The following is a 25743-nucleotide window of genomic DNA, read 5'->3' on the forward strand; positions in this document are numbered from 1 at the left end:
CACGCAATGCGTGGTGAATCAGAATTATGTTTTTATATGTCAAAAAGCTTGATGGTGCCCAAGAGAGGACTCGAACCTCCACGGAGTTACCCGCTAGTACCTGAAACTAGTGCGTCTACCAATTCCGCCACCTGGGCCATGCTTAGCTTCCAGCAAGGGCGCTATTATAGCCAATTATTTTGCATTTCGCCTAGCATATTGTGCTTGCTTTATCACTCAACTGGCCAATATTACGCCCTGATAAAAAGTTTGTTACCGACTAAACGGCAAGAGCATTTCAATTTTATGCCCAAGGGCGGGTTAAAATACGCGGTTTCCGGCAGAATCCGCTTAAGTAGTCTTTTGATCGCCCGTCATCTATGTCAAATAAAAAAACTTCGTGCTTTGAACTACGCAATAGCTCCTTTGATACACTACTTTTTACTGTTAAAACAGTTGATCTTGAGGTTTTACACCAAGCATTAAAACGCCGCTTCGAAGTCGCGCCAGAGTTTTTTGCGAATGATATTGTGGTGATCGATGTACGCCCTCTGCATGCTGGCGAAACGATAGACATTGATGCCCTGGCTGCGATGTTGCGTGAAGTACGCATGTATCCCGTTGGCCTTGCGGCTCATGAGGCACAACGTACCTGGGCGCAACACAGTGGTCTGCCGTTCGTTGAAGTAGGCGTTGAGCGGATTGCACCACAACCCGCGGCGCCTGTCGCCAGCCCTGTAGCACCACCGCCAATACCCAAGATAGAGCCGCACATTGAAGACTATAAATCGGCACTGGTCATCGACAAACCGCTCCGCTCCGGCCAGCAAGTCTATGCAAAAGGGGATTTGATTGTGCTTGGTGTCGTGAGCTATGGTGCTGAAGTCATTGCCGAGGGTCATATTCATATTTATGCCCCGCTGCGTGGACGAGCGCTCGCTGGCGCACAGGGTAATCTCAATGCGCGTATTTTTTGTACCTGCCTTGAGCCTGAATTACTTTCAATTGCGGGTATTTATCGTACAACCGAAACACCCCTACCGGCGCAGGTGCAAGGCAAACCGGTGCAAGTCAGCCTCTTAAATGAAAAATTAGTGATCGAACCCCTCAAATTAACTTAATAAATTGATTTAATCCAGGTAACATAATCATTTTTTAAATTACTTTGATTTTTAAATCAATTGACGTACCCAAGGACTTAGCCAGATGGCGAAAATTATTGTAATTACTTCAGGCAAAGGCGGCGTGGGCAAGACCACCACCAGCGCAAGTTTTGCCGCAGGTCTAGCTTTGCACGGTCACAAAACAGCGGTGATTGATTTTGATGTTGGTTTACGCAACCTTGATTTAATCATGGGCTGTGAGCGACGCGTCGTCTATGATTTAATTAATGTGATTCAAGGCGAAGCTAAACTTAACCAAGCTTTGATCAAAGATAAGAAATGCAGTAATCTTTTTATTATGCCTGCGTCGCAAACACGGGACAAAGATGCATTGACCCTAGAAGGGGTTGGCAAAGTCATCCAAGAGCTGGTGGATATGGGCTTTACCTATATTGTTTGCGATTCACCTGCCGGGATTGAGTCAGGCGCGCTGATGGCAATGTATTATGCAGATGAGGCGGTGATTGTGACTAACCCAGAAGTCTCATCGGTGCGGGATTCAGATCGTATTCTTGGTATTTTAGCTTCAAAAACGAAACGCGCAATTGATGGCGAAGAGCCGATTAAAGAACATCTGTTAATTACCCGCTACAATCCAAAGCGTGTCGATGAAGGTGAAATGTTATCGATCACAGATATTCAAGAAATCTTACGGATTGAATTGATCGGTGTGGTACCCGAGTCAGACGCCGTATTGCATGCGTCAAATCAAGGCCTGCCGGCAATTCACTTAGACACCACCGATGTCGCTGAAGCCTATAAAGATGTGATCTCGCGCTTTCTTGGTGAAACCAAACCGATGCGGTTTACTGAGTATCAAAAACCCGGCTTACTACAACGCCTTTTCGGCAATAAATAAGGTAAGGATATGTCAATACTTTCTTTTTTGCTTGGCGAGAATAAAAAAACTGCAACGCTTGCCAAAGAGCGCCTGCAATTGATTATTGCGCACGAACGCACAAACAATACCCCCGCCAATTATCTGCCAGCGCTACAGCGTGAACTACTTGCGGTGATTTCAAAGTATGTGAAAATCGCTCACGAGGACATCAAAGTTAAGCTTGAACAACAAGATAATCTAGAGGTCCTGGAAGTCAAAATCGAAATCCCGCAAACCTAAGACACCAGCATTTCCTTGGATCAAAGGAAGTGCTGGCCAAGCCACCAAGCTAGCGCCGCCATGGTGGCAGAAGCTGGAATGGTCAAGATCCAAGCCCAAACAATATTGCCAGCAATCCCCCAACGCACAGCAGCCAGCTTCTGGGTCGCGCCAACGCCAACGATAGCACCGGTAATGGTATGCGTGGTTGACACAGGGATGCCTAGCCAAGAAGCTAAAAAGAGCGACACCGCTCCGCCAAATTCAGCGCAAAAGCCGCCAACTGGTTTTAATTTGGTAATTTTTTGTCCCATTGTCCGCACGATCCGCCAGCCGCCAAACAGCGTACCCAGGCCAATCGCCAAATAGCAGGCGGCAATCACCCATATTGGAGGGGCATCGATAGTCGCTGTAGTATAGCCCGTTGCCAGCAAGAGCATCCAGATAATGCCGATGGTCTTTTGCGCATCATTACCACCATGCCCAAGGCTATATAGGCCTGCTGAGATTAATTGATAACGCCGGAAACGCCGATCAACTTTGCTAGGTGTCGTGCGCAAGTAAAGCCAAGAAACCCCCAGCATCAACAGCGACCCTAAAAAGAAGCCGAGCAGCGGTGAAATAAAAATAAAAGCGATGGTTTTACATAAACCGTCGATATTTAACGAGCCAGGACCTGCTTTAGCTAACGCTGAGCCGACCAAACCGCCAATCAGGGCATGCGATGAGCTGGACGGAATACCATAATACCAAGTGATAATATTCCAGCCGATGGCACCTATTAGCGCGCCAAAGACAACATAATGGTCAATAATCGATGGATCGATCGTGCCACGGCCGACCGTTGACGCCACCTTTAGATGAAAAATAAAATACGCAATGACATTAAATGAAGCGGCAAATATAACCGCATGATGCGGCTTAAGGACGCCCGTAGAAACGACGGTGGCAATCGAATTGGCCGCGTCGTGAAAGCCATTCATGAAGTCGAAGATTAATGCAATCGCCACTAAAAAGATGACGGCCCATAATCCCAAGTGAATCGATGACATTAAGGTTTCCTGAAATAAGCCGGTGCTAAGCGTTTTCTAGCACGATGCCTTCGATAATGTTGGCAACATCTTCACATTTATCGGTGACTTCCTCTAGCAACTCGAGAATCGCTTTGTGCTTGATCAACGACTTAACGTCGTCTTCTTCTCGAAATAGCTTAGAAATGGCTGAGCGCAATAAACCGTCAGCCTCAGTTTCTAAGCGGTCAATGGCGGTGCAAATGGTTAAAATTGCGCTCGCGCTTTTCATGTCTTTGAGTAAAGCAACCGCTTGCGCTACTTGTTCGCAACTGCTTGCGCAAATCTGGGCCAGCTGGCCGGCCTCAGGCGTTAGCGACTGTACATCGTAGAGCCAGACTGCCGTCGCGACATCCTCCATTAAATCAAGGATGTCATCCATGGTCGTGATGAGTTTGTGGATTTCATCACGGTCAAATGGCGTAATGAAGGTCTTATGCAATAGATCAATGGTTTCGTGCGTCAGTTTATCAGCCTGACTTTCTTTGAGCTGTACATTTTTTTTGTGAATTTCAGCTTCATCCAGCTTACTCACCAAAAGCACTAGATCATGGCTGGCGTCTACCAGGCATTTTGCATGCGCATTAAAAATTTCAAAGAACTTACCCTCTTTGGGCATAAAGCGACTGAACATGTCAATCCTTGAACAATGGTCTATTGGCTATTGATGCGAGAGCCATGCAAATATACAGCGGCTCTAACTTATAAAGTGCGCTATTGTACCTGTGCCAGCCGATTTATCGTGCATAGCAACAAATTATTTAGCTAACGGTATGGGGACGATGTGATTAGTCGTTATACATTGGCTGGCCCGCGAAGTTGTCGAATTTTGTGTATTGACCCAGAAAGGTCAGCCTTACCACACCGATTGGCCCATTACGCTGCTTGCCGATAATAATTTCGGCCGTGCCTTTATCTTGGCTATCAGGGTTATAAACTTCATCACGGTAGATAAAGAAAATAACATCGGCATCTTGTTCAATTGCGCCGGATTCACGCAGGTCAGACATCACCGGGCGCTTATTGGGCCGCTGCTCAAGTCCGCGGTTAAGCTGCGAGAGAGCAATCACCGGCACATTAAGTTCTTTGGCCAAGCTTTTCAGCGAGCGTGAAATTTCGGAAATTTCAGTGGCGCGATTCTCACCGGAAGAAGCCGATGACATCAACTGTAAATAATCGATAATAATTAAACCTAGCTGTCCGCATTGACGTGACAGACGCCGCGCACGAGCGCGTAATTCAAGCGGATTCAGTGCGCTTTGCTCATCAACAAAAATCTGCGCATCACTCATTTTTTGCATCGCATGAGTCAGTTTCGGCCAGTCTTCATCCGACAGCTTGCCGGTGCGTAGCCGATGCGCATCAAGCCGCCCGACTGAGCCCAACATCCGCATCGCCAGTTGCGTGCCGGGCATTTCCATTGAAAATACGGCAATCGGCAAGCCATATTCAACCGCAACATATTCGCCGATATTCATGGCCAACGAGGTTTTACCCATGGACGGACGGCCCGCAATGATGACTAGCTCGCCCCCATGTAGGCCGGAAGTCATTCGATCAAGATCAACAAAACCGGTGGGCGTACCCGTAACATCGGTTGAATTTTCTTGATGATATAGCGTATCGATACGCTCAACCACTTGCGACAGCAAAGGTTTAATTTCAATAAACCCTTGCACGCCACGCGCGCCTTCTTCGGCAATCGCAAATACTTTTGATTCAGCCTCGTCGAGCAGCTGACGCACCTCTTTGCCTTGCGGATTAAAGGCATCACCTGAAATCTCATCAGCCACGGTCACCAGCTTACGCAGCACCGCGCGATCCCGCACGATTTCTGCGTAGCGACGGATATTAGCAGCGCTAGGCGTATTTTGGGCCAGGGCATTTAAATAGGCCAGCCCGCCTACTTCTTCCGCCTTATTGGATGAAGTCAGTGACTCAAACACCGTAATCACATCGGCTGGACGCACCGCCGTAATCAATTTAACGATATGCTGGAAAATCAGCCGGTGGTCATAGCGATAAAAATTGCTTTCTTGTAAAAAGTCGGCAATTCTGTCCCATGCGCTATTGTCGAGCAAAAGCCCGCCCAATACCGATTGTTCGGCCTCGATTGAATGAGGTGGGACTTTGAGAGCAGTGAGCTGCGGATCTGTATTAACGATATTCATGGCGCTTGAGATGAGCGTCTATTATAAGTAATTCAGACCATCCCACCTAATTTTTAAATACTTTTTTTATAATGTAAAAAAAACGGAAGCCAGTTGACCTAGCTTCCGTTTTTTTATCTTAGCGCCACTGCACGGATTGGCTTACCGTTTAAACGTGCTCGCCAAGGACCGATACAGTAACCGTCACCAGCACATCCGTATGGAGTGAAACCTGCACGGTATGATCCCCGACCGTTTTGAGCGGTCCTTCGGGCAAGCGTAGCTGAACTTTTTCAATGCTAAAGCCCTGCGCTTTCAGTACATTAGCGATATCGTTGTTAGTGACAGAGCCAAACAAACGCCCATCCACGCCCGACTTTTGCGAGATTTGCACGGTCGAACCGGCAAGCTTTTCGCCTATCTGTTGCGCCGCCAGCAATTTTTCCGCAGCCGCTTTTTCAAGCTCAGCACGGCGTGTTTCAAACTCTTGTATGGCCTCGTCTGTCGCGCGGCGTGCTTTTTTTTGCGGCAGCAAAAAATTACGCGCATATCCTTTAGCGACTTTAACGATGTCTCCAAGATTGCCAAGCTTGTTGACTTTTTCCAATAAAATGACTTGCATTTTCATTTTGGCTTGCATGTGTAAGCTCCTTATATACTTTGCTAGATCAGGCGTTATGCAAATCAGTGTAAGGCAGCAACGCTAGAAAGCGTGCGCGCTTAATCGCCTGATCAAGTTGGCGCTGATAACGGGCTTGAGTGCCGGTCAAGCGAGCAGGCGTGATTTTGCCGTTTTCGCCAATAAAGTCCTTGAGTACTTCAAGATCTTTGTAATCGATTTTTTCCACTCCTGCCACCGTAAAGCGGCAGAACTTCTTACGCTTAAAAAGCGGGTTCTGTTGTGGACGGCGCTCAAATTTCTTCTTGCCAGTGAAACGTGCCATGTTAAATCCTTTGAATATCCTGCAATTCTGTAATATGAAATATCAATGTGCGAGCCTGACGGCGGCGCAGCGCCAAAAAGCCTGTGAAACGGAAAACTTGTCCCAGTGCGCAAGCGGCAATCGCACCGCTTACTTCACCTGCGCCAACGGCTGATATTGTTAAATCAACCTGGCGTGGCGTCCCCGCTTCACTCACTTGTGAACAATGCTGTAAAAGGCAATTCACCATCGGCACACCGGCCGGGGTATAGCGTACTACCTCACGCTCAATCACAGATGCCTCAAGCACCAGCTGGTTCACTACTGAGTCCCTGCCTTACCGCACAGCCTCAACTGATATTTACGCTTCTTGTGCAACTTCTGCGGACGGTGCCGGTGCGGAAGAATGAGCTGTCTTCTTAGCCTCTTCGCGTTGCACTTCTTTCATCATTGGCGAAGGGGCCGTTTCAGCTTTCTTCGTTTTGATGGTCAAATGGCGCAGCACAGCATCGTTAAATTTAAATGCATGTTCCAGTTCAGCCAAAGTTTCGCCATCACATTCGATATTCATGCAAATGTAATGCGCTTTAGCGAGCTTGTTGATCATGTAAGCCAATTGACGCCGTCCCCAATCTTCAAGACGGTGGATCTGGCCGCCGCGAGCGGTAATCGTAGCCTTGTAGCGCTCGATCATAGCGGGGACTTGCTCGCTTTGATCAGGATGTACAATAAAAATAATTTCGTAATGTCGCATAGACATGCTTCCTTATGGTTAATAGCCGCCCAGATAGAAAACCGGTGCGGCAAGGTAAAGCCCAGTATTTTAGCCGGAAATCGCTCGTTGAGCAAATTTCCCTATTCAGGCCAGGCGCTAACAGCGCTCGTCCGAGCTTGAGCTAAAATTTAATGAATTCCCTGGCTGTTTAAATACTCTTCATAGCTACCTTGATAATCATGAATTGTCCCATCGCTACGCACTTCAATAATCCGGGTAGCTAGACCGCTGACAAACTCACGGTCATGCGAGACAAACACCAGCGTGCCGGCAAACCGCTCAAGTGCAATTTGGAGCGATTCAATCGATTCCATATCCATATGATTGGTTGGCTCGTCCATCAAGAGCACATTGTGTTTGCCAAGCATCAGGCTGCCCCAAATCAAGCGGCCCTTTTCTCCTCCGGAGAGCACGGTGACCGATTTTTTGACATCATCCCCAGAAAAAAGCAAACGGCCCAGCGTACTACGGATCACTTGATCGTCATCCCCTTCTTGCCCATATTGCGACAGCCAGTCGGTGAGCGTCACCGGCGTCGGAAAGGCCGCCGATGCATCTTGCGGCATATAGCCTATATTCGCATGTTCAGCCCATTTAATGGTGCCCGCATCCAACTCTAAATCACCTAGCAAGGCGCGCAGCAAAGTCGTCTTACCGGCACCGTTTTCACCAATGATGGCAATTTTTTCGCCAGCTTGTACCGTAATATTAAAGCGCTCAAAAATCGTGCGATCGTAAGCTTTTCTCATTCCTTCGCCCGTTACCGCAAGGTTATGCAGTTTCTTATCGAACTCAAAACGAATAAACGGATTTTGCCGGGATGATGGCTTAATATCTTCGACCTTAATTTTCTCGATCTGCTTCATACGGCTGGTGGCTTGCCGTGCTTTCGATTTGTTCGCTGCAAAACGGCGCACAAAATCTTGCAACTCACCCACTCGCTCTTTCGCTTTTGCATTGGCCGCCAACTGCCGCTCACGTGCTTGCGTGGAAGCAAGCATATAGTCATCATAAGTGCCAGGATAGACTTTGAGCATGCCATAATCCATATCAGCCAGATGGGTGCAAACGGCATTTAAGAAATGGCGGTCATGCGAGATAATAACCATGGTTGAATTACGTTGATTCAAGGTATCTTCAAGCCAGCGAATCGTATTAATGTCGAGGTTGTTGGTCGGCTCATCAAGCAGCAAGACATCTGGATTTGAGAACAGCGCTTGCGCCAGTAGCACGCGCAGCTTCCAGCCTGGCGCCACAGCGCTCATCGGGCCTTCATGCTGGTCTACTGGAATGCCTACGCCAAGCAGCAGCTCACCGGCGCGCGCGCTGGCTGTGTAGCCATCATATTCGGCAAACTTAGCTTCCAATTCAGCCGCGCGCATGTAATCATCATCGCTCGCCTCGGGATTAGCGTAAATCTCATCGCGCTCGGTCAAAGCTTGCCACATTTGCACATGACCCATCATCACGACATCAAGTACCCGCATCGACTCATAGCCAAACTGATCTTGCTTAAGTTTACCGAGCCGGGTGTTGGCGTCTAAGATAACATTGCCAGCTGAAGGCTCAAGATCGCCACCTAAAATTTTCATGAAGGTGGATTTGCCGCAACCGTTGGCGCCAATTAAACCATAACGATTGCCTTCGCCGAATTTAACGGAAATGTTTTCAAATAGGGGCTTCGCCCCGAACTGCATGGTGATATTAGCGGTCGACAGCACTGTACATGCCTTTTGTTAAAGAAAGGAAAGTGCCTATTCTAACAGCCAACAGATATACGGAAAACCGCTTTCACAATAGATTGCCGACGCGCTGGCCGATTTGCGGCCAGGCTCGTTTCATGTAATAAAACATCGACCATAAGGTCAGCGCCGAAGCCAAATAGATCAACCACATACCCCAACTCCGAGTATCGATAACAATTTGATAGGCTGGCTCAGACCCCCACCCTATATTGAGCGGGCCATAAAACAATAGCATTGGAATCGCGATCATTTGGCACGCCGTTTTAACTTTGCCAAGCGAATTCACCGCAATGTGCTTTGATGCGCCGATCTGCGCCATCCATTCGCGCAGCGCGGAAATCGTAATTTCACGGCCAACAATCACCAGCGCAATCGCCGCGTTAAGCCGTGATAGCTGGACTAATACCAACAACGCAGCGGTCACCATCAACTTATCTGCAACCGGATCGAGAAACGCGCCAAAGGCAGAGGTTTGATTTAGTTTGCGAGCCAAAAAGCCGTCAAACCAGTCTGTAAGCGCCGCCAACACAAAAATCGTCGCCGCCACCAAATCTTTATCTCTAGGCGCAAGCATATGATCCGGTAAATAGAAAACCCCGACAATCAACGGAATGAGCACAATACGCAGCCAAGTTAGGCAAAGCGGTACATTAAATAGCATAAGACGCCTGCGGCAATGAGGAATAAAGTGGGATTGTGCCGGCTTGTAGCGCGCGGGACAAGTGTAATTGTATCGAGATACAGTTCTGAGCAGGATCTAATATCTGGCTAACATCCCAATACCCATTACTTTAATCGCGGCATTTCAATGCAACTGCCGGTAAATCTGCTCCGCCAGCGCGCGCGAAAGTCCCTCAACACTCGCCAACTCATCAATACTTGCATCACTCACTCCACGCATACTACCAAAGCGTGCGAGCAAACGCTGACGGCGTTTCGCACCCACCCCTTCAAGCGTTTCAAGCTGTGAGCTTTGGCGCGCCTTCGCGCGTTTAGCGCGCATACCCGTGATCGCAAAACGGTGTGCTTCATCACGAATCTGCGCAATCAACATCAACGCAGCACTGTCTTTACCCAAGGCAACAGGAGAACGGCCATCAGCAAAAACCAGTGTTTCAAGCCCGACCTTGCGCCCTTCTCCTTTCGCCACGCCCACTAAAATCCCAATATCGAGCCCAAGTTCAACTAATACTTGGCGCGCCACTTCGATTTGCCCTTTACCGCCATCAACTAATATCAGATCGGGCAATATACTGGCCGGCGCTGATTGGGCAACCTCGTCGTGGCTTGCAGTTGCCTCTTGGGCCGCGGCCAATTCGTCACGCACCCGTGCCGCTTGTGTCATGCGTTTCTCATAGCGGCGCGTCAATACTTGACGCATCGCCGCATAGTCGTCACCCGGCGTAATATCGGTAATGTTATAGCGTCGATATTGGGCAGACTGCATCTTATGCTGACAATAAACCACGCAAGAGGCCTGTGTCGCTTCGCCCATGGTATGACTAATATCAAAGCATTCGATACGGAGTGCCGCTAAGTCTTCGCATTCGGGTAAAAGCATTTGTGCGAGGGCGCGCGTGCGCGCTTGTTGCGAACCTTGTTCTGCTAACAGCTGGGCCAGCGCCAAGCGAGCATTGTGTTCCGCCATTGACAGCCAGATCCGCTTTTGGCTACGAGGCTGATAAACCACGCTTACCCGGTAACCGGCCTGTTGCGCAAAGAGGTCTATCAACTGACGGCTGACGTTCCCACCTCCGACGATTAAAGTGGGCGGCATTGTATGGTTTAAATAATACTGCCCAATAAACGCTTCGAGTATTTCTCTGGCGTAGGCGGCCGAAGTTGACTCAGCGCCGGCCAGTTCGCTTTCGGCTGGCGGCATGTCCGCATCAGCCGCTGGTAAATCCAGCAACGCTAACGCGTTCTCAGTATGCGCAGGAAAATAAGCTTTGTCGCCCAAATGCCGGCCGCCGCGCACCATCGCGAGATTGACGCAAACACGCCCACCCTGTATCGCGATGGCCAGAATATCAGCGTTATTATCACTGTCCGTCTCAACCGCCTGTTGCTGTAGCACACCCGCCAACGCACTAATTTGGTTGCGCACCGCAGCCGCTTGTTCAAATTTGAGCTCAACAGCGAAATCATGCATTTTTTGCTCGAGTTCGCCCATGATCTCGCTTTGCTGACCCTGTAAAAAGCGCACTGCGTTTTGCGTATTGCGCCCATACTCGGCTTCACTAATTGCGCCTACGCAAGGCGCTGTGCACCGGCCAATTTGGTGTAATAAACAGGGGCGCGTGCGATTGCTAAAGACGGAATCTTCGCAGGTACGCAACTGAAACACGCGCTGCAAAATCTGCATACTTTCGCGCACCGCGCCGGCATTAGGGAATGGCCCAAAATATTGATGCTTTTTATCGATTGCACCGCGGTAATAGACCATACGCGGATAACGATGTCCGCTTAGCTTTAGATAAGGATAGGATTTGTCGTCGCGAAATAAAATGTTGTAGCGTGGTGCGAGTGCTTTAATTAAGTTGTTCTCAAGCAACAAGGCTTCGGCTTCAGAACGCGTCACGGTTGTCTCAAGGCGCGCGATGCGCGCTACCATCAATTCAATACGTGGCGACCGGCGTGCTTTAGTAAAATAGCTTGATACGCGTTTTTTAAGGTCGCGCGCTTTGCCAACATAGAGAACTTCACCTTGTGCATCGTAATAGCGATAAACACCGGGTAGATGCGGTAATTGCGCAAGTTGTTCAGTAAAATCAAGAATGGGAGCAATCGACATTTGATAAAATTAAAATGTTTATTTCAATAATTATAAATAAACCCTTAGAGAAACTTATAAAAGTATTTCATCTAACAGTGTTACACTTGAAAATTAGTTCGCGTCTAAAGCATGTAAGCCATCTTGTGTCCAAACAATAATTTTTTCTAAATTATTTAATCAGATATAAAAAGATCAGTGTTATGAAATTTATGAAACTTACCAGTATTATTGCATTGCAAGCACTCACCGCATGCGGTGGTGGCAGTGACATAGAAGGTACTGGAACACCTTCACTCGCAACATCGACGCAGCGTCCTCATAGCGAGCAACAAACACAAGATGTAACTGAGCAGATGAATTCTACTCCTGTGGCGTCTCTTTATACTGAACAACAAGTAGATCATGTGAATGGGCAAGATGAACAGCAGGTGTGGAACCGTTACGTTAATAGGGTAAAACATACAGTCACTCAAAATGTGATGGATAGATTTAAAGATACAAAGTTACTTCTTACCTATCCTACCAATACTACTAAACAGCTTGCTTCTGCACTTACCATAGGCCCTGATGCTGAACAGCAAACAAATCTTAGAAACGTCCAAGATAAACAGAGCCTACCTGAGCAGCAAGACACGCCCCTCACTCCTAGTAAAATTTACCGTGAACCCATCACACCTCCCGCTGAGGGGCAACCAACCAAGCATACGGACATCCAATATATACAAGACCTTTATCCTGAACCAATCACCCCTCCTGGTGAGGGGCAACAAACTAAGCATACGGGCAACCAGCATACATGGGGGGGAGGCGAAAGCACAGGTAATCAGGCTATTATTTCAACGCCTCCCCGTACACCTAGCTTTTCTGATCAGAGCTATTCCTTGGATATAGACAGCGAAGAGCCACAAGATCTAGGTCAACAGCGAGATTCTCGTCTCTACACGAATAATAATATAACTACAATCAATACAGACAATGCCTCTGACACAAAAACTCCTATAGAAAGAAAAATTTCTGACAATCTGGACAAAGCAACCATTATTGTAACGCGTGAGCAAAAGCCACCACAAATATCTGTACAAGAATTATTTTATGAAGAATCTAACCATCCCAATTTCCAAGATGCAGAAATTTTATTCCTCTTCGACGCTAACAACCATATTGCAGCAATATTGGGAAAAGATGATGAAAATAATTGGTATGGAATATCAAATTATTTTTCAGAAAAAATAATTAAACTACAAGTAGATCATAAAAATTGGCTAAGCCAGAATATTGTAAATAAGAAAAAAACAAAAATTATTTACTTTACTCAAAATCAACTTGACAGCATAGAACCCATTAAAATAGACGAACTCACCGAGAGTCTAGCATCCCTTCCGGCACAAACCGAGCCATCTATCATGGATGCTTTTGATCAGCTTCCTTCTGGTTCTATTTGCGTTGAACAATCCAGTACTGAAGATGAAGCCAAATGGGTAAGATCATTTATAGAAAATATATTTTTCTCTAACAATTTTCTGACTAATGATCGCGTTGATAATCTAATAAAAGCCGTCATACAATCTCGTGCAAAAAGACAAATTAGTGATGACACCGAATCATTTATTAAGGAGGCACTCAGCTCCATAAAAAATTGCGCTCCCAATGATGAATATTACAAAGCAATGGTAAATAATAGAAGAACCATCTTATACAAAAGCTTTGATATGATAAAGAAGAAAGATAAAAATACACTTAAAATTGATCCAATCATTTATCATGAAATAGTTAGTTTTTATGGAAACCCTTATCTATCCTATAGCCTCGAAAAGGAAGATTCATTTATTGAAATAGCAAGTAACAATAAAATAAAGAGAGCCATTATAAATGATGAGGATTTTGTAATTATTAACAAATAACACAGCGTATAAATTATTTTTTGCCAATATTTAATTGTTAAAATATTATTTATGACAAACAAGCATATTGAGTGAGATAATGTGCGTTTATATAGGGCATTGCCCTCCCTACTCATCAACCAATGCCAAGCTGCGACATCTTCTGCACCGTCATCGATAATTTCGGTGACATCGGTACAAGCTGGCGCCTAGCGCGCCAGCTTGCAGCCGAACACGGCTGGCACATGCGATTATGGGTTGATAAGCTTGAAGCTTTTGCCCATTTATGTCCAACCATCGACCCTCATGCCTACAAACAACAGGTTGGCGATATCATCGTCGAACAATGGTCAACGGACAGCGATATAAAGATCAATATCGAAGCTGCCGATATTGTGATCGAGGCATTCGGCTGCAATCCGCCACCAGCTTACATTGCCGCTATGGCTAAACGTGCTGCCTATCAGCACGCCCCCGTTTGGATTAATCTTGAATATTTAAGCAACGAACCATGGGTTGCAGATTTCCATTTAAAATCCTCGCTCCATCCCCGTTACCCGTTACTTAAAACGTTCTTCTTTCCTGGTCTCATTGCAGGTTCAGGGGGCGCCTTGCAAGAGCGCACTCGATTGGCCTCACAACGGGCTTTTTTGTCAGCGCCTAACGCACGCATTGCACACTGTGCTTCGCTGGGAGTACCTCCTGCGGCGGCTCAAGCTACGCTAATTTCACTTTTTTCTTATGAAAATGCGAATTTGGAGGCATTACTGAGTGCCTGGTGCAATAGCGCTACTCCGATCACCTGTATTGTGCCGGCAGGGATTATCTCAACCGCCGTTGCAGGCTTTTTCGGTATGCCAAAGCTGGCAGCAGGCATGGTAGCCGCACGCGGGCATTTAACTGTATACGGGGTTCCTTTTGTTGAACAAGATCGCTATGACCTTCTACTTTGGATCTGCGATCTTAATTTTGTGCGCGGCGAAGATTCATTTGTGCGCGCCCAATTGGCGCAAAAACCCTTTGTATGGCAGATCTACCCGCAGCCAGATCATGCACATTACGTTAAACTTGAGGCAACCCTTGCTGCCTATGCGTTCGCTCTGTCAGACGAGGCGCGCCTAGCACTGAGTAGCTTCTGGCGGAAGTGGAATAACACTTCTGTCGCGCCTTTAGCGCTTGACTGGAATCATTTCTGGCAACATCGCAACAGATTCGCAAACCATGCAATTAACTGGACGCAAACACTTGCCAAACTGGGCGACCTCGCCGGTAACCTAGCGCAATTTTGCGAATCTCAGTTAAAATAGGCAGATTACTTTTTACAACTCATAAATATATATAACGTATCTTGTCTGGCCGCGCTTTTTGCGCACCACGGGATATGTGATTTATTTGCACAGGACCTTTATGAAACTCGCCCAAGAACTCCGCGCCGGCAATGTCGTGATGATCGGCACCGATCCAATGGTAGTGCAAAAAGCCGAATACAATAAATCCGGCCGGAATTCAGCCGTGGTCAAAATGAAATTGCGCAACTTGCTGACAGGCGCAGGCATGGAATCTGTTTATAAAGCAGACGATAAATTTGAAGATATTGTGCTTGAGCGCAAGGAAGTGACGTATTCGTATTTTGCTGATCCGATGTATGTTTTTATGGATGCTGACTATAATCAATATGAAGTCGAGCAAGAAAACTTAGGCGATGCGTTGCATTACCTTGAAGCGGGGATGAATTGCGAGGTAGTTTTCTATAATGGCAAAGCGCTGTCAGTGGCACTGCCAACGATCTTAGTGCGCGAAATTATCTATACTGAACCTGCGGTTAAAGGCGATACATCATCGGGCAAGGTTCTAAAAAATGCCAAGCTGTCCACGGGTATGGAGCTTCAAGTGCCACTTTTCTGCAGTATCGGGGATAAAATTGAAATAGACACGCGCACACATGAGTATCGTAGCCGTGCCTAAGGGTGTTTTATTTTTCTAAAAGCAAACTAAACGTTAGGGGTTTATATGAAAAAGCAATTTGTTTTCTTGTTTTACGCCTTATTAACCGCTACGACTTTATTTAGCTTTACAGGGAAAAGTATTGCCGCCGATCCTACCCCGATTGCGCTGCCGAAGGATTTGCCCGCCGATTTGAAACTGCCCGATAACGAAATTGTCTTTTTGAAATTACATGCCGAAGGGATGCAGAACTATATCTGCCGAGAAGGTCAGGGATGGATTTTCACTGAACCGGTCGCTACTTTATATGATGATAAAAAAGTAGCCGTCGGCCGTCATTCTATAGGCCCAAGCTGGGTCAGCACCGTGGATGACAGCTGGGCGATTGGCCAGGCAGTCAAATCCTTCGAGCCGAAGAATAAAAATAATATTCCTTGGCGTTTGTTCACGGCCAAAGATCATCGCGGAATCGGCGTTTTTTCAGATGTAACCAGCATCTTGCAAGTTAAAACGCAGGGCGGCAAGGTCCCCTCTTCTAAGCCATGCAGCACAGTGTATCATTTCAATAGAACATTTCCTGCGCAATACAAAGCAACCTATTATTTTTCAAAGCGCAAGCTCGACTAATAATGCTTTTGCCGCAAGATATTGCGGGTGTTGTTCAAGTTCATGCCAAGATATTGGCTCGCCACGAGCGGCAAGGCGCTTAATCCGGCTCGCTGAGGTGGCAGAAGGCGTATAGCGCAATTCAGCCAGGACGCGCCCCGCCTCCTGCGGCCGGTTGCAAACAAGCACCATATCGCAACCTGCATCCAGTGCGGCTTGGGCGCTTTCGACAAAGTTGCCGATTGCCCGCGCGCCTTCCATGGATAAATCATCGCTCAAAATAGCGCCGGTAAAACCGAGTTGCTCACGTAGGATGTTCTGTAGCCAGATTTTTGAGAAGCCAGCAGGCCGCGCATCGACTGCCGGGTAAACAATATGCGCCGGCATGACAGCCGCCAACGACACGTCTAACCAGCGGTAAGGCTGCGCATCTTGCAAGAGAGCGTCAAGTGTGCGGGTATCCACTGCCATTGCATAATGTGAATCAGCCTCAACAAAGCCATGACCCGGAAAATGTTTGCCACAATTTGCCAGGCCTGCAAGCGCCAGACCATGGCTTAAGCTTTTGGCGAGTAAGGTGATGACGCGCGGATCGTGATGCAAAGCGCGATTGCCAATCACCTTCGACTGCCCATAATCGAGATCCAGGATCGGCGTGAAGCTGAAATCAATATGACTTGCACGCAACTCTAAAGCCAATATATAGCCGACCGCAGTCGCCGCGCGGGTAGCGAGTAATACGTCTTGCTCCCATAGTTCGCCCAAACCGCGCATTGCAGGTAAGTGCGTAAAGCCATCGGTTTTGAAACGTTGGACTCGCCCGCCCTCATGGTCAACCGTGATCAGTAAATCGCTACGCACCTCGCGAATCTGCTCAGTCAATGCGAGTAACTGCGCTCGACTTTGAAAATTGCGGGCAAATAGGATAATGCCCCCGGTTAACGGATGTACCAGCTGGCGGATTTCTTCTTCAGTCAGCTCAGTACCCACAACGTCCAGCATCACCGGCCCGAGCGTATTAGCAGATAGATTAGGCATTGGTTTTATCCTGTTCGGCAACCACGAAGGCAAGCGCATAATCGCGCTCGTCGCTTAGGGTTACATGGGCATGAATGCGCTGTGTAGTCAGCCAATCAGCCAGCGCCCCAAGGGCCACCACAACCGGCCGGCCACTGGGTTCATTTAGGGTCTGCAGCGCACGCCAGGTCATCGGCCAATGCATGCCAAGTCCGATGGCTTTTGAGAAGGCTTCTTTAGCCGCAAAGCGTGTGGCCAAAAAAGCCAAGCCGCGCGCGGCAGAACGTGCAGCGCGAGCATGATATTTTGCCAGTTCATCGGGACCGAGCACTTTGTCTGCAAAACGGCCGCCAGTGCGCTCCATCACACCTGCGACTCGGTCTATACTAATCATGTCAGTGCCAATCCCATAGATCATCTCTACACTCCCGGAAAAGGTGTTGATGCAGCGAGCCGAGCAGCCACCATCAGTGCTTTCATTTCACGTACGGCGTTTTCCCAGCCGACAAATAACGCATGGGCCACAATCGCATGGCCAATATTCAGTTCTGAGATGTCTTGCAGAGCCGCGATCGGCTGCACATTTGAATAATCTAGACCGTGTCCAGCATTGACTTTGAGTCCCAACGATGCGCCCAGTTCCGCAGCGCGCGCAATGCGCTCGAGTTCTTGTTGGCGTTCCGCCTCGTTGCATGCTGAAGCATAGCGGCCGGTATGCAATTCAATGACCGGCGCCAGCGTTTCACGCGCGGCGTAGATTTGGGCTGGATCGGGATCAATAAAAAGTGAAACGCGTATTCCTGCGCCCGCGAGCTGGCTACAGGCAGTTTTGACTTGGTTTAACTGACCCGCCACCTCAAGACCACCTTCGGTGGTTAACTCTTGCCGTTTTTCTGGCACCAAGCATACGTCTTGTGGACATACGGTGCACGCAATCGCCAGCATTTCTGGCGTCAGAGCGCACTCGAGATTCATTCTGGTGTGCAGCAATGGACGTAAGGCATGCACGTCCGCGTCGCGAATATGACGGCGATCTTCGCGCAAGTGGAGGGTAATGGCATCGGCGCCTGCCGTTTCAGCGGCTAACGCTGCCTGCAACGGATCAGGATAGGCGACACCACGCGCATTGCGTAACGTTGCAACATGATCAATATTGACCCCAAGGTCAAGATTGCCCACAGGTGGCGACAAAAAACTCATAAAGTATGTAAATCAATTAGGATTTGGCGCGTATTGAGCGTGACTCCGCCGAGGTGGTGATGCAGCAAAAAACGCATCAATTGCTTACTTTGGGTAAGGGTTAAGGCGCGTTCATATTCGTCACGCTCCATATCGATTAAGGTTTGTCCGGCAATCAGCGGCCAATGCGAAGGCTCCATGCCCTTTGCCGCACGCACGCCATGTTCTGGATCAAAGACATAAATCCCGTCTGCCGCCACCGGCTTACGGGTATGGGCAATATAGTCAAAAGCACTGGCGTGGCCCGTTTCGCGCAACAGGATACGCTCAAAAGAACGCAGTGCTTGTACTGGCGGCGCGCCAGCGCCAAGCCGGGTCAGCGTCAAGACGTAATGGTCGAAAAGCCGTTCACACGGGTCTTCACGCGCACAGAATTTAAGCAGGAGTTCATTCGCATAAAAACCACATAGCAAGGCGTGGCCGGTTAACGGCGGCATCCCTCCAACCCATTCAGCGCCAGTGAGCGTGCGCAACTCGGATTTGCCGGCCCAGGCTAGAGATAAAGGTTGAAATGTTTGTAACACGCCGCGCAGAGCTGAATAGGGACGTTTAGCGCCTTTGGCAACCAGTGCCAGCCGGCCGTAATCACGGCTAAAGATATCGAGTACTAGGCTCGTTTCGCGATGGGGGTAGCTATGCAGGACAAAACCGGGTTGCTCCGCAACCCGGCGTTCAGGGCGCAGTGCAGCGCGCCCAGCAGGCTTACTTGAAATAGTACATGCTAGCGTTGCCGGCAGGATTTCATCGACCGGTAATTCATTCATACCCATATGATTTTAGGCCCGCTGCATTGTCTGCCCAACCGCTTTTGACTTTAATCCAGACTTCGAGATAGACCGGTGCATCAAAGCATTTTTCAATATCCATCCGGGCTTCACTGCTGATGCGTTTTAGTTTTTCTCCTTTGTGTCCGATCAGCATTGCCTTATGGCTATCGCGCTCAACTAAGATGGTCGCAAAAATGCGCCGCAAGCGGCCTTCTTGCTCAAATTTTTCAATCACCACCGTGCTGGTGTAAGGCAGCTCGTCACCAGTCCAGCGAAAGACTTTTTCTCGCAAAATTTCAGCTGCCAGAAAGCGCTCGCTACGGTCGGTGAGATCATCTTCACCGTAAATGGGCTCACCTTGCGGCAAATAGGGTCGCAAGATGGTGAGTAATTTATCCAGATCGTCAGCACGCTTAGCGGATAGAGGCACGATCTCGCAAAAATTACGTAATGCCCCCATTTTTTGCAGGAATGGGAAGAGCGTAGCTTTGTCCGTGATCCGGTCAAGCTTATTGGTAATCAGTAGCGCCGGGGCGGCAGGCGGAATCATCTCAAGCACTTTTTGATCTTCGGCGCCAAAGTGACCGGCCTCAACGACAAAAAGTATAAGATCAACCGAACTCATGGTGGCGGTCACGGTACGATTCAATGACCGGTTGAGCATACCGCCGTGTTGAGTCTGAAAACCTGGTGTATCGACAAAAATATATTGCGCCTCAGGCAGAGTCCGAATTCCCGTAATTCGATGACGGGTCGTTTGAGCCTTGCGCGAGGTGATGCTAATTTTGTGACCCACCAGGGCATTCAGTAGAGTTGATTTGCCTACATTGGGCCGACCGATAATCGCAATCGTGCCACAACGGAAATCAGCGGAAACATTCATGATTACTTCTCAAGTTGAATAACAGCTTTGTTTTTTGTTTTTGCGGGTGCGCTTGGTTTTGGCTTGCGCGCATGATTGGCGCGCTTCGATTTAGCTGGCAATACGGCAGGCAAAGCTTGGATTGCTGCCAACGCGCATTTGGCAGCAGCTTGTTCAGCAGCACGACGGCTTGCGCCAAAACCAAATTCTTTAATTTCATATATAGGCACAGCGCACTCAACCTCAAATTGCTGGCTATGGGCCGCGCCATGGGTCGCCACCACGGTATAGTGTGGCAACGGGATTTGACAGCTTTGCAAGCACTCTTGCAATAAGGTTTTTGCATCTTTACCTAGCGTACCAGGGTCAATATGCTCAAGGATCGGCAGATAGAGACCTTCAATCACCGCTTGCGCGGCTTCAAAGCCTCCATCCAAATAGATAGCGCCTAAAATAGCCTCAAGCGTATCGGCCAAAATTGACGGCCGCCGGCTACCGCCGCTTTTTATTTCCCCCTCACCCAAGCGTAACGATTCGGCAAGATTGAGCGATTGTGCGATTTCATAGAGCGATTGTTGCTTCACTAAGTTTGCGCGCACCCGCGACAGATCACCCTCGTTTAATGCCGAGAAGCGTTTAAATAGCAGCGCCGCTACGGTGCAATTCAAAATCGAATCGCCGAGAAACTCCAGCCGCTCGTTATGGCTCGCGCTATGGCTACGGTGGGTCATTGCCTGTCGCAAGTATTCTCTATTACGGAATACATAGTGCAACCGGCTTTCTAATGAGGATAAAGGCATAGCGCTAAGTATAACGCGTAACGCATAGGCCCCGCTAAAACACGTCGCGACCAGTTTTTAGGTTAGGGACTAAGCGCTACGCAAATAGGCCGATCACACAATTAACTAAAACGGCCGATGCGTTTGAAATGACCAAAATTAAGCCAAATAAAGAAAGCTCTGCCGACCAGGTTACGGTCCGGCACAAATCCCCAAAAACGACTATCTGCACTATTGTCTCGATTGTCGCCCATCACAAAATAGTGACCCGGCGGCACTTTGCAGACAACGCCATCACTACTATACGTGCAGTTATCCCGAAATGGAAAGTCATCTGCGCCAATGATAAACGACGGTGCACCGGGGCTATTTAGAATTTCGTTGGTTTTGTTGCCAACGGTTTGCTGGTATTGCTTAGCATAACCTACTCGTTCTTCGTCAAAATAATCCGACAGCGGGCTTTGTGGCACGGCCTGGCCGTTGATGGTCAAATGCTTGCCTAGATACGCGACCGTATCACCCGGCAGTCCGATCACCCGTTTGATGTAATCGATGGATTCATCTTTCGGGTAACGAAACACCACGACATCACCACGCTCTGGATTGCGGTTAGCGATCACTTTTTTATTCAACACCGGCAAACGAATACCGTAATCAAATTTATTCACCAGAATAAAGTCGCCCGCTAACAACGTAGGCAACATTGAACTCGACGGAATCTTAAACGGCTCAACCAGAAAGGAGCGGAGTAAAAATACTAACAAAATGACCGGAAAAAAGTTAGCTGAATACTCAAGCCACCATGGCTGCTGCAAGGCTTCTTTACTCAGCCGCGCCCGCGTGGCAAGCATGCTATCCGTGACTGCGTCAAATTGCTCGAGCTGACGGTCATATTCACCAAGTATCCGTTTAGCCTCATTGCGGCGGCGCGGCAGGAAGATCAGTTTCTCAGCCAGCCAAGCTAGCCCCGTGAGCAGCACTAAAGTAAAAAGAATCAGCGCAAAATTCATGAAAAATCCACTCTTATAGATACTTTATTTATCTGATACACGAAGAATAGCAAGAAAAGCTTCTTGCGGAATTTCAACGCTACCGACTTGCTTCATTCGCTTTTTACCTTCTTTTTGCTTCTCTAGCAATTTCTTCTTGCGAGAAATATCGCCACCATAGCATTTTGCCAGCACATTTTTGCGCAGCGCTTTAATATTCTCGCGCGCGATAATATTAGAGCTAATGGCCGCTTGAATCGCCACGTCATACATCTGACGCGGAATAATTTCGCGCATTTTGGCGGCGACTTGCCGGCCGCGAAACATGCTTTGAGAACGGTGCACGATGATCGATAAAGCATCGACTTTCTCGCCGTTGATCAGCATATCCACTTTCACCACGTCTGCGGGACGATATTCTTTGAATTCATAATCCATTGAAGCATAGCCGCGCGAGACAGATTTGAGCTGGTCGAAAAAATCCAGGACGATTTCAGCCATTGGCATTTCATAAACCAACTGAACTTGGCGGCCACGATAGACCATATCGAGTTGCACACCACGCTTTTGCGTGCACAGCGTGATGACCGAGCCGACATATTCTTGCGGCATATAGAGATTGACGGTGACGATGGGCTCGCGGATTTCTTCGATTTTTGAGGACTCAGGCAGTTTAGCTGGATTCTCAACAGTCGCCAGTAAGCCGTTATTCTGCCTGACCTCATAGACCACCGTCGGGGCCGTGGTGATCAAATCCATATTGAATTCGCGCTCTAGCCGCTCTTGCACAATTTCCATATGGAGCAAGCCGAGAAAGCCACATCTAAAACCAAAGCCAAGTGCCTGAGAAACTTCAGGCTCATACTGCAAGGATGCGTCGTTGAGTTTGAGCTTTTCAAGTGATTCACGCAACGCTTCATACTGGTTGGCTTCAACCGGATATAAACCGGCAAAAACCTGTGGTTTAACTTCCTTAAAGCCAGCTAACGGTGTCAGCGCAGGTTTATTCGCATGACTGACCGTATCCCCTACTTTAGCTACGGTGAGCGTTTTAATGCCGGCAATAATGAAACCCACTTGCCCAGCGGATAAAGATTCTCTAGCTTGCGCTTTGGGCGTGAACACACCAATTTGTTCAACCGGAAATTGAGCACCGCTGGCCATTAATACAATCCGGTCTTTCGGCCGTAAAGTGCCATTCACAATACGCACCAGGATGACCACCCCGACATAATTGTCAAACCAAGAGTCGATAATCAGCGCCTGCAAGGGCGCTTGGGGGTCCCCTACTGGCGGCGGCACCTTGCTAATCAACGCCTCCAGCACATCGATGACGCCTTCACCCGTTTTGGCGCTACAGCGCACCGCATCGGTCGCATCAATGCCAATCACCTCTTCAATTTCTGCAATTGCATTTTCGCAATTGGCCGCAGGCAAATCAATCTTATTGAGCACTGGCACGACTTCGACCCCAAGCTCAATTGCGGTATAGCAATTCGCCACTGTCTGCGCTTCTACCCCTTGACTTGCATCCACCACCAATAAGGCGCCTTCACAGGCCGATAGCGAACGGCTGACTTCATATGAAAAATCAACGTGCCCTGGGGTATCGATTAGATTCAGGTTATATATTTGGCCATCCCGCGCGCGATACGTCAGTGCCGCAGTTTGCGCTTTAATAGTAATGCCGCGCTCGCGCTCAAGCGCCATTGAATCGAGTACCTGCGCTTCCATTTCACGCGAGGAAAGACCCCCACACAACTGGATAATACGGTCAGCCAGGGTAGATTTGCCGTGATCAATATGGGCGATGACGGAGAAATTACGAATATGGTCCATGTAGCTTATTTCGCCCGTGGTCGTAACGGGACAAATTGTGTGTTTTCACCACGATGTATCAAAATTGCTACCATTTTTTTAGAATCCAGTGTACGTACTACGCTATCGAACTGCTGCGCATTCATGATATCTGCATCGCCAATCCGCAGCACAATATCGCCTCTTCGGATGCCGGCCTGTGCTGCCGGGCCTTGCACCGCGTCAACGCGCACGCCATAGCCTAGCTTGAGGGCCTTCAATTGCGCCTCGGCCAAGCTACTGACAGTGAGGCCAATTGAGTTTGCCGTATGCATGCGTGGGTCTGCTTTAGGCAGCATCGCGCGGGCGGGTCTATCAGCTTGCATTTCTGCAATCGTGACACCTAGATCGCGTTTTTTGCCTTTACGCCATAATGTCATCGGCACGCGTGCGCCGGGTTTTGTGCTGCCGACTAGACGAGGCAAATCGCTTGCCTCATCAATGGTTTTACCATTGAAGTTTAAGATAATGTCGCCGGCTTGCACGCCCGCCTTGTCAGCCGGCCCACCCACTTCAACGCTGCTGACAAATGCGCCTTGCGCCCGAGGCAGGCCCAACGAATGAGCAACATCTTTAGTTACTTGACCAATCGCCACCGCGATACGTCCGCGAGCCACTTTACCCGTTACCTTAAGTTGCTCAGCAACCCGTGTGGCCTCATCAATTGGAATCGCGAACGAAATCCCCATAAAGCCACCAGTACGGCTGTAAATTTGCGAATTAATCCCAATCACTTCGCCGCGCAGGTTCATCAACGGGCCGCCTGAGTTACCTGGATTTACGGCCACATCCGTTTGAATAAAAGGCAAATAGTCACCGGTATTGCGCCCTTTTGCACTCACGATACCCGCCGTCAACGTATTATCAAAACCAAATGGCGAGCCAATGGCGACGACCCACTCGCCAACGCGCAGTGTATTTGAATCCCCTAGTGTCACCACAGGCAGATCTTTGGCATCGATTTTCAGCAAGGCGACGTCGGTGCGCTTATCGGCACCGACAAGCTTAGCTTTAAATTCACGCTTATCAAGCAATGTCACATAAATAGTGTCCGCGTCATAAACGACATGCGCATTCGTCATGACGTAACCGTCCGCTGAGATCACAAACCCTGAACCCACGCCATTGTTACGTTCAATCCCTGAGTCCGGCGCGCCATCCTCCTCCGGCGCGTCTTGCTCAGAACGCGGCGCGGGTCGCTGCTGTGGCAGCGGGAAACCAAAAAAACGCTGGAAAAACTCCAACATTTCATTACTATTCATTCCTGGCGGCAATTCGATGCTGCTATTGCTAAACGGGATACGCCCAGTGGTGCGTATATTCACCACCGCCGGCCCTACTTTATCGATCAGTCCGGTAAAATCCGGCAGGCTGACGACCGGCGCAGAGGCCAGAGGTGGATTTGCCACAGCCAAGGTAAACGGCAAAAAAACAGCCGCCATCACTACCCATAACGGGCTAAATAAGCGCAACAAATTGCGTGTCGAAAAATTGCTCATGGTAAATAAGCCGCGGGTTCAAAAGGCAGCTGTAAGTTTACCGTATTAATGCATCCCGCGTGAGCTTACCAGCGTTTATTTTGCGGCGTATCGAAGTAACGGGCGTAATTTAGCAGCGGTCGCTTTACAGTCATTTGTGAATGCTGTTACAAGCGTTACAAGCGTTACAAAGGTTACAATTGATGGTTACAATTTTTGCTGAGTTGTCGGCAGCGCACGACTAACTCGCGCAGCATAGGAGAAGGTAAGGCATCGGCCAGGATGAGTATTTTACGGCTGCGGCCATCGCTCGCGCGCACGGTGATGCTTAACATCAGGCCACCCCAATAGGCCATATCCGATATTTGCGAGCAACGCATGCGTCTGCCCGCACGATGCCAGGTGGTGATTCCCTGCGCGCTAATTTCTAGCCTAAAAGCTTGCTGCGCATCGACACGGTAAGCCATATAGCTGAGGACAAGCAGCACGACACAGGCGGCTAATAGGGCGCCAAGAACACTGACACGCGGCGCAGCAACACGCCACACCGCGTAAGTACAGCACAAGATAAAGGCTAGTGTTAGCCATCTTAGAACAGTAGAGGGTTTGAGTTCAAACTGAATCGGCGCCTGCATCATTCAGTCT

The 25743-nt window shown here is 48.6% G+C and carries 26 protein-coding genes, 1 tRNA gene and 1 pseudogene; 7 read left to right on the forward strand and 21 right to left on the reverse strand.

The window, feature by feature from the left end; all coding sequences use genetic code 11:
• Positions 1–52: 52 nt before the first annotated feature.
• Positions 53–137: transfer RNA gene (locus NQD60_RS06995), tRNA-Leu, on the reverse strand.
• A 222-nt stretch (positions 138–359) separates the two neighbouring features.
• Here NQD60_RS06995 and minC point away from each other — a divergent pair.
• The 3 genes from minC (at position 360) to minE (ending at position 2262) form a co-directional block, all read left to right on the forward strand.
• Positions 360–1100 carry a septum site-determining protein MinC gene (gene minC, locus NQD60_RS07000; RefSeq protein ID WP_257100223.1) on the forward strand — a complete coding sequence of 247 codons (741 nt, stop codon included), beginning with the start codon at positions 360–362 and terminating at the stop codon, positions 1098–1100.
• An 85-nt stretch (positions 1101–1185) separates the two neighbouring features.
• Positions 1186–2001: a septum site-determining protein MinD gene (gene minD / locus NQD60_RS07005; protein ID WP_257100224.1), complete on the forward strand. Its 816-nt coding sequence runs from the start codon at positions 1186–1188 to the stop codon at positions 1999–2001.
• Positions 2002–2010: 9 nt separating this feature from the next.
• Complete coding sequence (gene minE, locus NQD60_RS07010; RefSeq protein ID WP_223691926.1) at positions 2011–2262, forward strand: cell division topological specificity factor MinE; 252 nt, start codon at positions 2011–2013, stop codon at positions 2260–2262.
• A gap of 20 nt (positions 2263–2282) precedes the next feature.
• Here minE and NQD60_RS07015 read toward each other — a convergent pair whose 3' ends face one another.
• The 10 genes from NQD60_RS07015 to uvrC all read right to left on the reverse strand — a co-directional run bounded on the left by NQD60_RS07015 (position 2283) and on the right by uvrC (position 11698).
• Positions 2283–3293 (reverse strand): inorganic phosphate transporter, encoded by a 1011-nt coding sequence (locus NQD60_RS07015; RefSeq protein WP_257100225.1) that lies wholly within the window; start codon positions 3291–3293, stop codon positions 2283–2285.
• A gap of 25 nt (positions 3294–3318) precedes the next feature.
• Positions 3319–3945, reverse strand: coding sequence for a DUF47 domain-containing protein (locus NQD60_RS07020; RefSeq protein ID WP_257100226.1), 627 nt, complete (start codon positions 3943–3945; stop codon positions 3319–3321).
• Positions 3946–4099: 154 nt separating this feature from the next.
• A complete protein-coding gene (locus NQD60_RS07025; protein ID WP_257100227.1) occupies positions 4100–5482 on the reverse strand; it encodes a replicative DNA helicase in 1383 nt (460 codons plus the stop codon).
• A gap of 148 nt (positions 5483–5630) precedes the next feature.
• Entirely contained in the window at positions 5631–6083 is a 453-nt protein-coding gene (gene rplI / locus NQD60_RS07030; protein WP_257101288.1) for a 50S ribosomal protein L9, read from the reverse strand.
• A gap of 46 nt (positions 6084–6129) precedes the next feature.
• Positions 6130–6405, reverse strand: coding sequence for a 30S ribosomal protein S18 (gene rpsR, locus NQD60_RS07035; RefSeq protein WP_223691934.1), 276 nt, complete (start codon positions 6403–6405; stop codon positions 6130–6132).
• 1 nt (position 6406) lies between these two features.
• Positions 6407–6706, reverse strand: a complete 300-nt coding sequence (priB, locus tag NQD60_RS07040) for a primosomal replication protein N (protein ID WP_257100228.1) — start codon at positions 6704–6706, stop codon at positions 6407–6409.
• Between the two features lie 39 nt (positions 6707–6745).
• Positions 6746–7138, reverse strand: coding sequence for a 30S ribosomal protein S6 (gene rpsF, locus NQD60_RS07045; RefSeq protein ID WP_223691944.1), 393 nt, complete (start codon positions 7136–7138; stop codon positions 6746–6748).
• A gap of 149 nt (positions 7139–7287) precedes the next feature.
• The gene (locus NQD60_RS07050) at positions 7288–8880 is read right to left on the reverse strand and encodes an ABC-F family ATPase (protein WP_257100229.1); all 1593 of its coding nucleotides are present in this window, start codon (positions 8878–8880) and stop codon (positions 7288–7290) included.
• Between the two features lie 70 nt (positions 8881–8950).
• Positions 8951–9565 carry a CDP-diacylglycerol--glycerol-3-phosphate 3-phosphatidyltransferase gene (gene pgsA, locus NQD60_RS07055; RefSeq protein WP_257100230.1) on the reverse strand — a complete coding sequence of 205 codons (615 nt, stop codon included), beginning with the start codon at positions 9563–9565 and terminating at the stop codon, positions 8951–8953.
• A gap of 144 nt (positions 9566–9709) precedes the next feature.
• Positions 9710–11698, reverse strand: a complete 1989-nt coding sequence (gene uvrC, locus NQD60_RS07060) for an excinuclease ABC subunit UvrC (protein WP_257100231.1) — start codon at positions 11696–11698, stop codon at positions 9710–9712.
• Positions 11699–11880: 182 nt separating this feature from the next.
• On the opposite strand from uvrC, the gene NQD60_RS07065 reads away from it, so the two are divergent.
• From NQD60_RS07065 to NQD60_RS07080, 4 genes are all read left to right on the forward strand, one after another.
• Complete coding sequence (locus tag NQD60_RS07065; RefSeq protein WP_257100232.1) at positions 11881–13581, forward strand: hypothetical protein; 1701 nt, start codon at positions 11881–11883, stop codon at positions 13579–13581.
• A 122-nt stretch (positions 13582–13703) separates the two neighbouring features.
• A complete protein-coding gene (gene earP, locus NQD60_RS07070) occupies positions 13704–14867 on the forward strand; it encodes an elongation factor P maturation arginine rhamnosyltransferase EarP (RefSeq protein ID WP_257100233.1) in 1164 nt (387 codons plus the stop codon).
• A gap of 100 nt (positions 14868–14967) precedes the next feature.
• Positions 14968–15525 (forward strand): elongation factor P, encoded by a 558-nt coding sequence (gene efp, locus NQD60_RS07075; RefSeq protein WP_257100234.1) that lies wholly within the window; start codon positions 14968–14970, stop codon positions 15523–15525.
• Between the two features lie 45 nt (positions 15526–15570).
• Positions 15571–16131, forward strand: a complete 561-nt coding sequence (locus tag NQD60_RS07080) for a DUF3455 domain-containing protein (protein ID WP_257100235.1) — start codon at positions 15571–15573, stop codon at positions 16129–16131.
• Here the strand turns inward: NQD60_RS07080 and nagZ are convergent.
• The 10 genes and pseudogenes from nagZ to NQD60_RS07130 form a co-directional block, all read right to left on the reverse strand.
• Complete coding sequence (nagZ, locus tag NQD60_RS07085) at positions 16111–17148, reverse strand: beta-N-acetylhexosaminidase (protein WP_257100236.1); 1038 nt, start codon at positions 17146–17148, stop codon at positions 16111–16113. The two genes, NQD60_RS07080 and nagZ, sit on opposite strands and share 21 nt — an antisense overlap.
• Positions 17141–17545, reverse strand: coding sequence for a holo-ACP synthase (acpS, locus tag NQD60_RS07090; protein ID WP_223691969.1), 405 nt, complete (start codon positions 17543–17545; stop codon positions 17141–17143). Before acpS ends, nagZ begins: the two co-directional genes overlap by 8 nt.
• Before the next feature lie 2 nt (positions 17546–17547).
• A complete protein-coding gene (gene pdxJ / locus NQD60_RS07095; protein WP_257100237.1) occupies positions 17548–18327 on the reverse strand; it encodes a pyridoxine 5'-phosphate synthase in 780 nt (259 codons plus the stop codon).
• Complete coding sequence (recO, locus tag NQD60_RS07100; RefSeq protein ID WP_306438070.1) at positions 18324–19130, reverse strand: DNA repair protein RecO; 807 nt, start codon at positions 19128–19130, stop codon at positions 18324–18326. The genes pdxJ and recO overlap by 4 nt, the downstream gene beginning before the upstream one ends.
• Positions 19123–20016 (reverse strand): GTPase Era, encoded by an 894-nt coding sequence (gene era, locus NQD60_RS07105; RefSeq protein ID WP_257100238.1) that lies wholly within the window; start codon positions 20014–20016, stop codon positions 19123–19125. Before era ends, recO begins: the two co-directional genes overlap by 8 nt.
• A 65-nt stretch (positions 20017–20081) precedes the next feature.
• A pseudogene (rnc, locus tag NQD60_RS07110) lies at positions 20082–20795 on the reverse strand (ribonuclease III); the annotation flags it as partial.
• A 101-nt stretch (positions 20796–20896) separates the two neighbouring features.
• Positions 20897–21784, reverse strand: coding sequence for a signal peptidase I (gene lepB, locus NQD60_RS07115; protein WP_257100239.1), 888 nt, complete (start codon positions 21782–21784; stop codon positions 20897–20899).
• 24 nt (positions 21785–21808) lie between these two features.
• Positions 21809–23602 (reverse strand): translation elongation factor 4, encoded by a 1794-nt coding sequence (gene lepA, locus NQD60_RS07120; RefSeq protein ID WP_257100240.1) that lies wholly within the window; start codon positions 23600–23602, stop codon positions 21809–21811.
• Positions 23603–23607: 5 nt separating this feature from the next.
• Positions 23608–25062, reverse strand: coding sequence for a DegQ family serine endoprotease (locus NQD60_RS07125; RefSeq protein ID WP_257101289.1), 1455 nt, complete (start codon positions 25060–25062; stop codon positions 23608–23610).
• Between the two features lie 230 nt (positions 25063–25292).
• Positions 25293–25736: a protein YgfX gene (locus tag NQD60_RS07130; protein WP_257100241.1), complete on the reverse strand. Its 444-nt coding sequence runs from the start codon at positions 25734–25736 to the stop codon at positions 25293–25295.
• Positions 25737–25743: the final 7 nt, after the last annotated feature.

This window comes from Mycoavidus sp. SF9855 (assembly GCF_024582735.1).
Taxonomy (GTDB): domain Bacteria; phylum Pseudomonadota; class Gammaproteobacteria; order Burkholderiales; family Burkholderiaceae; genus Mycoavidus.

Excerpts from the sequence above, each read along its gene's own strand:
- recO (WP_306438070.1), bottom strand. The coding sequence starts at position 19,130 with ATGAATGAATTACCGGTCGATGAAATCCTGCCGGCAACGCTAGCATGT.
- NQD60_RS07065 (WP_257100232.1), top strand. The coding sequence starts at position 11,881 with ATGAAATTTATGAAACTTACCAGTATTATTGCATTGCAAGCACTCACC.
- efp (WP_257100234.1), top strand. The coding sequence starts at position 14,968 with ATGAAACTCGCCCAAGAACTCCGCGCCGGCAATGTCGTGATGATCGGC.
- uvrC (WP_257100231.1), bottom strand. The coding sequence starts at position 11,698 with ATGTCGATTGCTCCCATTCTTGATTTTACTGAACAACTTGCGCAATTA.
- minD (WP_257100224.1), top strand. The coding sequence starts at position 1,186 with ATGGCGAAAATTATTGTAATTACTTCAGGCAAAGGCGGCGTGGGCAAG.
- NQD60_RS07080 (WP_257100235.1), top strand. The coding sequence starts at position 15,571 with ATGAAAAAGCAATTTGTTTTCTTGTTTTACGCCTTATTAACCGCTACG.
- rplI (WP_257101288.1), bottom strand. The coding sequence starts at position 6,083 with ATGCAAGTCATTTTATTGGAAAAAGTCAACAAGCTTGGCAATCTTGGA.
- pgsA (WP_257100230.1), bottom strand. The coding sequence starts at position 9,565 with ATGCTATTTAATGTACCGCTTTGCCTAACTTGGCTGCGTATTGTGCTC.
- lepA (WP_257100240.1), bottom strand. The coding sequence starts at position 23,602 with ATGGACCATATTCGTAATTTCTCCGTCATCGCCCATATTGATCACGGC.
- NQD60_RS07130 (WP_257100241.1), bottom strand. The coding sequence starts at position 25,736 with ATGATGCAGGCGCCGATTCAGTTTGAACTCAAACCCTCTACTGTTCTA.
- rpsR (WP_223691934.1), bottom strand. The coding sequence starts at position 6,405 with ATGGCACGTTTCACTGGCAAGAAGAAATTTGAGCGCCGTCCACAACAG.
- NQD60_RS07125 (WP_257101289.1), bottom strand. The coding sequence starts at position 25,062 with ATGGCGGCTGTTTTTTTGCCGTTTACCTTGGCTGTGGCAAATCCACCT.
- minC (WP_257100223.1), top strand. The coding sequence starts at position 360 with ATGTCAAATAAAAAAACTTCGTGCTTTGAACTACGCAATAGCTCCTTT.
- lepB (WP_257100239.1), bottom strand. The coding sequence starts at position 21,784 with ATGAATTTTGCGCTGATTCTTTTTACTTTAGTGCTGCTCACGGGGCTA.
- NQD60_RS07020 (WP_257100226.1), bottom strand. The coding sequence starts at position 3,945 with ATGTTCAGTCGCTTTATGCCCAAAGAGGGTAAGTTCTTTGAAATTTTT.
- minE (WP_223691926.1), top strand. The coding sequence starts at position 2,011 with ATGTCAATACTTTCTTTTTTGCTTGGCGAGAATAAAAAAACTGCAACG.
- nagZ (WP_257100236.1), bottom strand. The coding sequence starts at position 17,148 with ATGCCTAATCTATCTGCTAATACGCTCGGGCCGGTGATGCTGGACGTT.
- earP (WP_257100233.1), top strand. The coding sequence starts at position 13,704 with ATGCCAAGCTGCGACATCTTCTGCACCGTCATCGATAATTTCGGTGAC.
- rpsF (WP_223691944.1), bottom strand. The coding sequence starts at position 7,138 with ATGCGACATTACGAAATTATTTTTATTGTACATCCTGATCAAAGCGAG.
- NQD60_RS07015 (WP_257100225.1), bottom strand. The coding sequence starts at position 3,293 with ATGTCATCGATTCACTTGGGATTATGGGCCGTCATCTTTTTAGTGGCG.
- acpS (WP_223691969.1), bottom strand. The coding sequence starts at position 17,545 with ATGATCTATGGGATTGGCACTGACATGATTAGTATAGACCGAGTCGCA.
- NQD60_RS07025 (WP_257100227.1), bottom strand. The coding sequence starts at position 5,482 with ATGAATATCGTTAATACAGATCCGCAGCTCACTGCTCTCAAAGTCCCA.
- pdxJ (WP_257100237.1), bottom strand. The coding sequence starts at position 18,327 with ATGAGTTTTTTGTCGCCACCTGTGGGCAATCTTGACCTTGGGGTCAAT.
- era (WP_257100238.1), bottom strand. The coding sequence starts at position 20,016 with ATGAATGTTTCCGCTGATTTCCGTTGTGGCACGATTGCGATTATCGGT.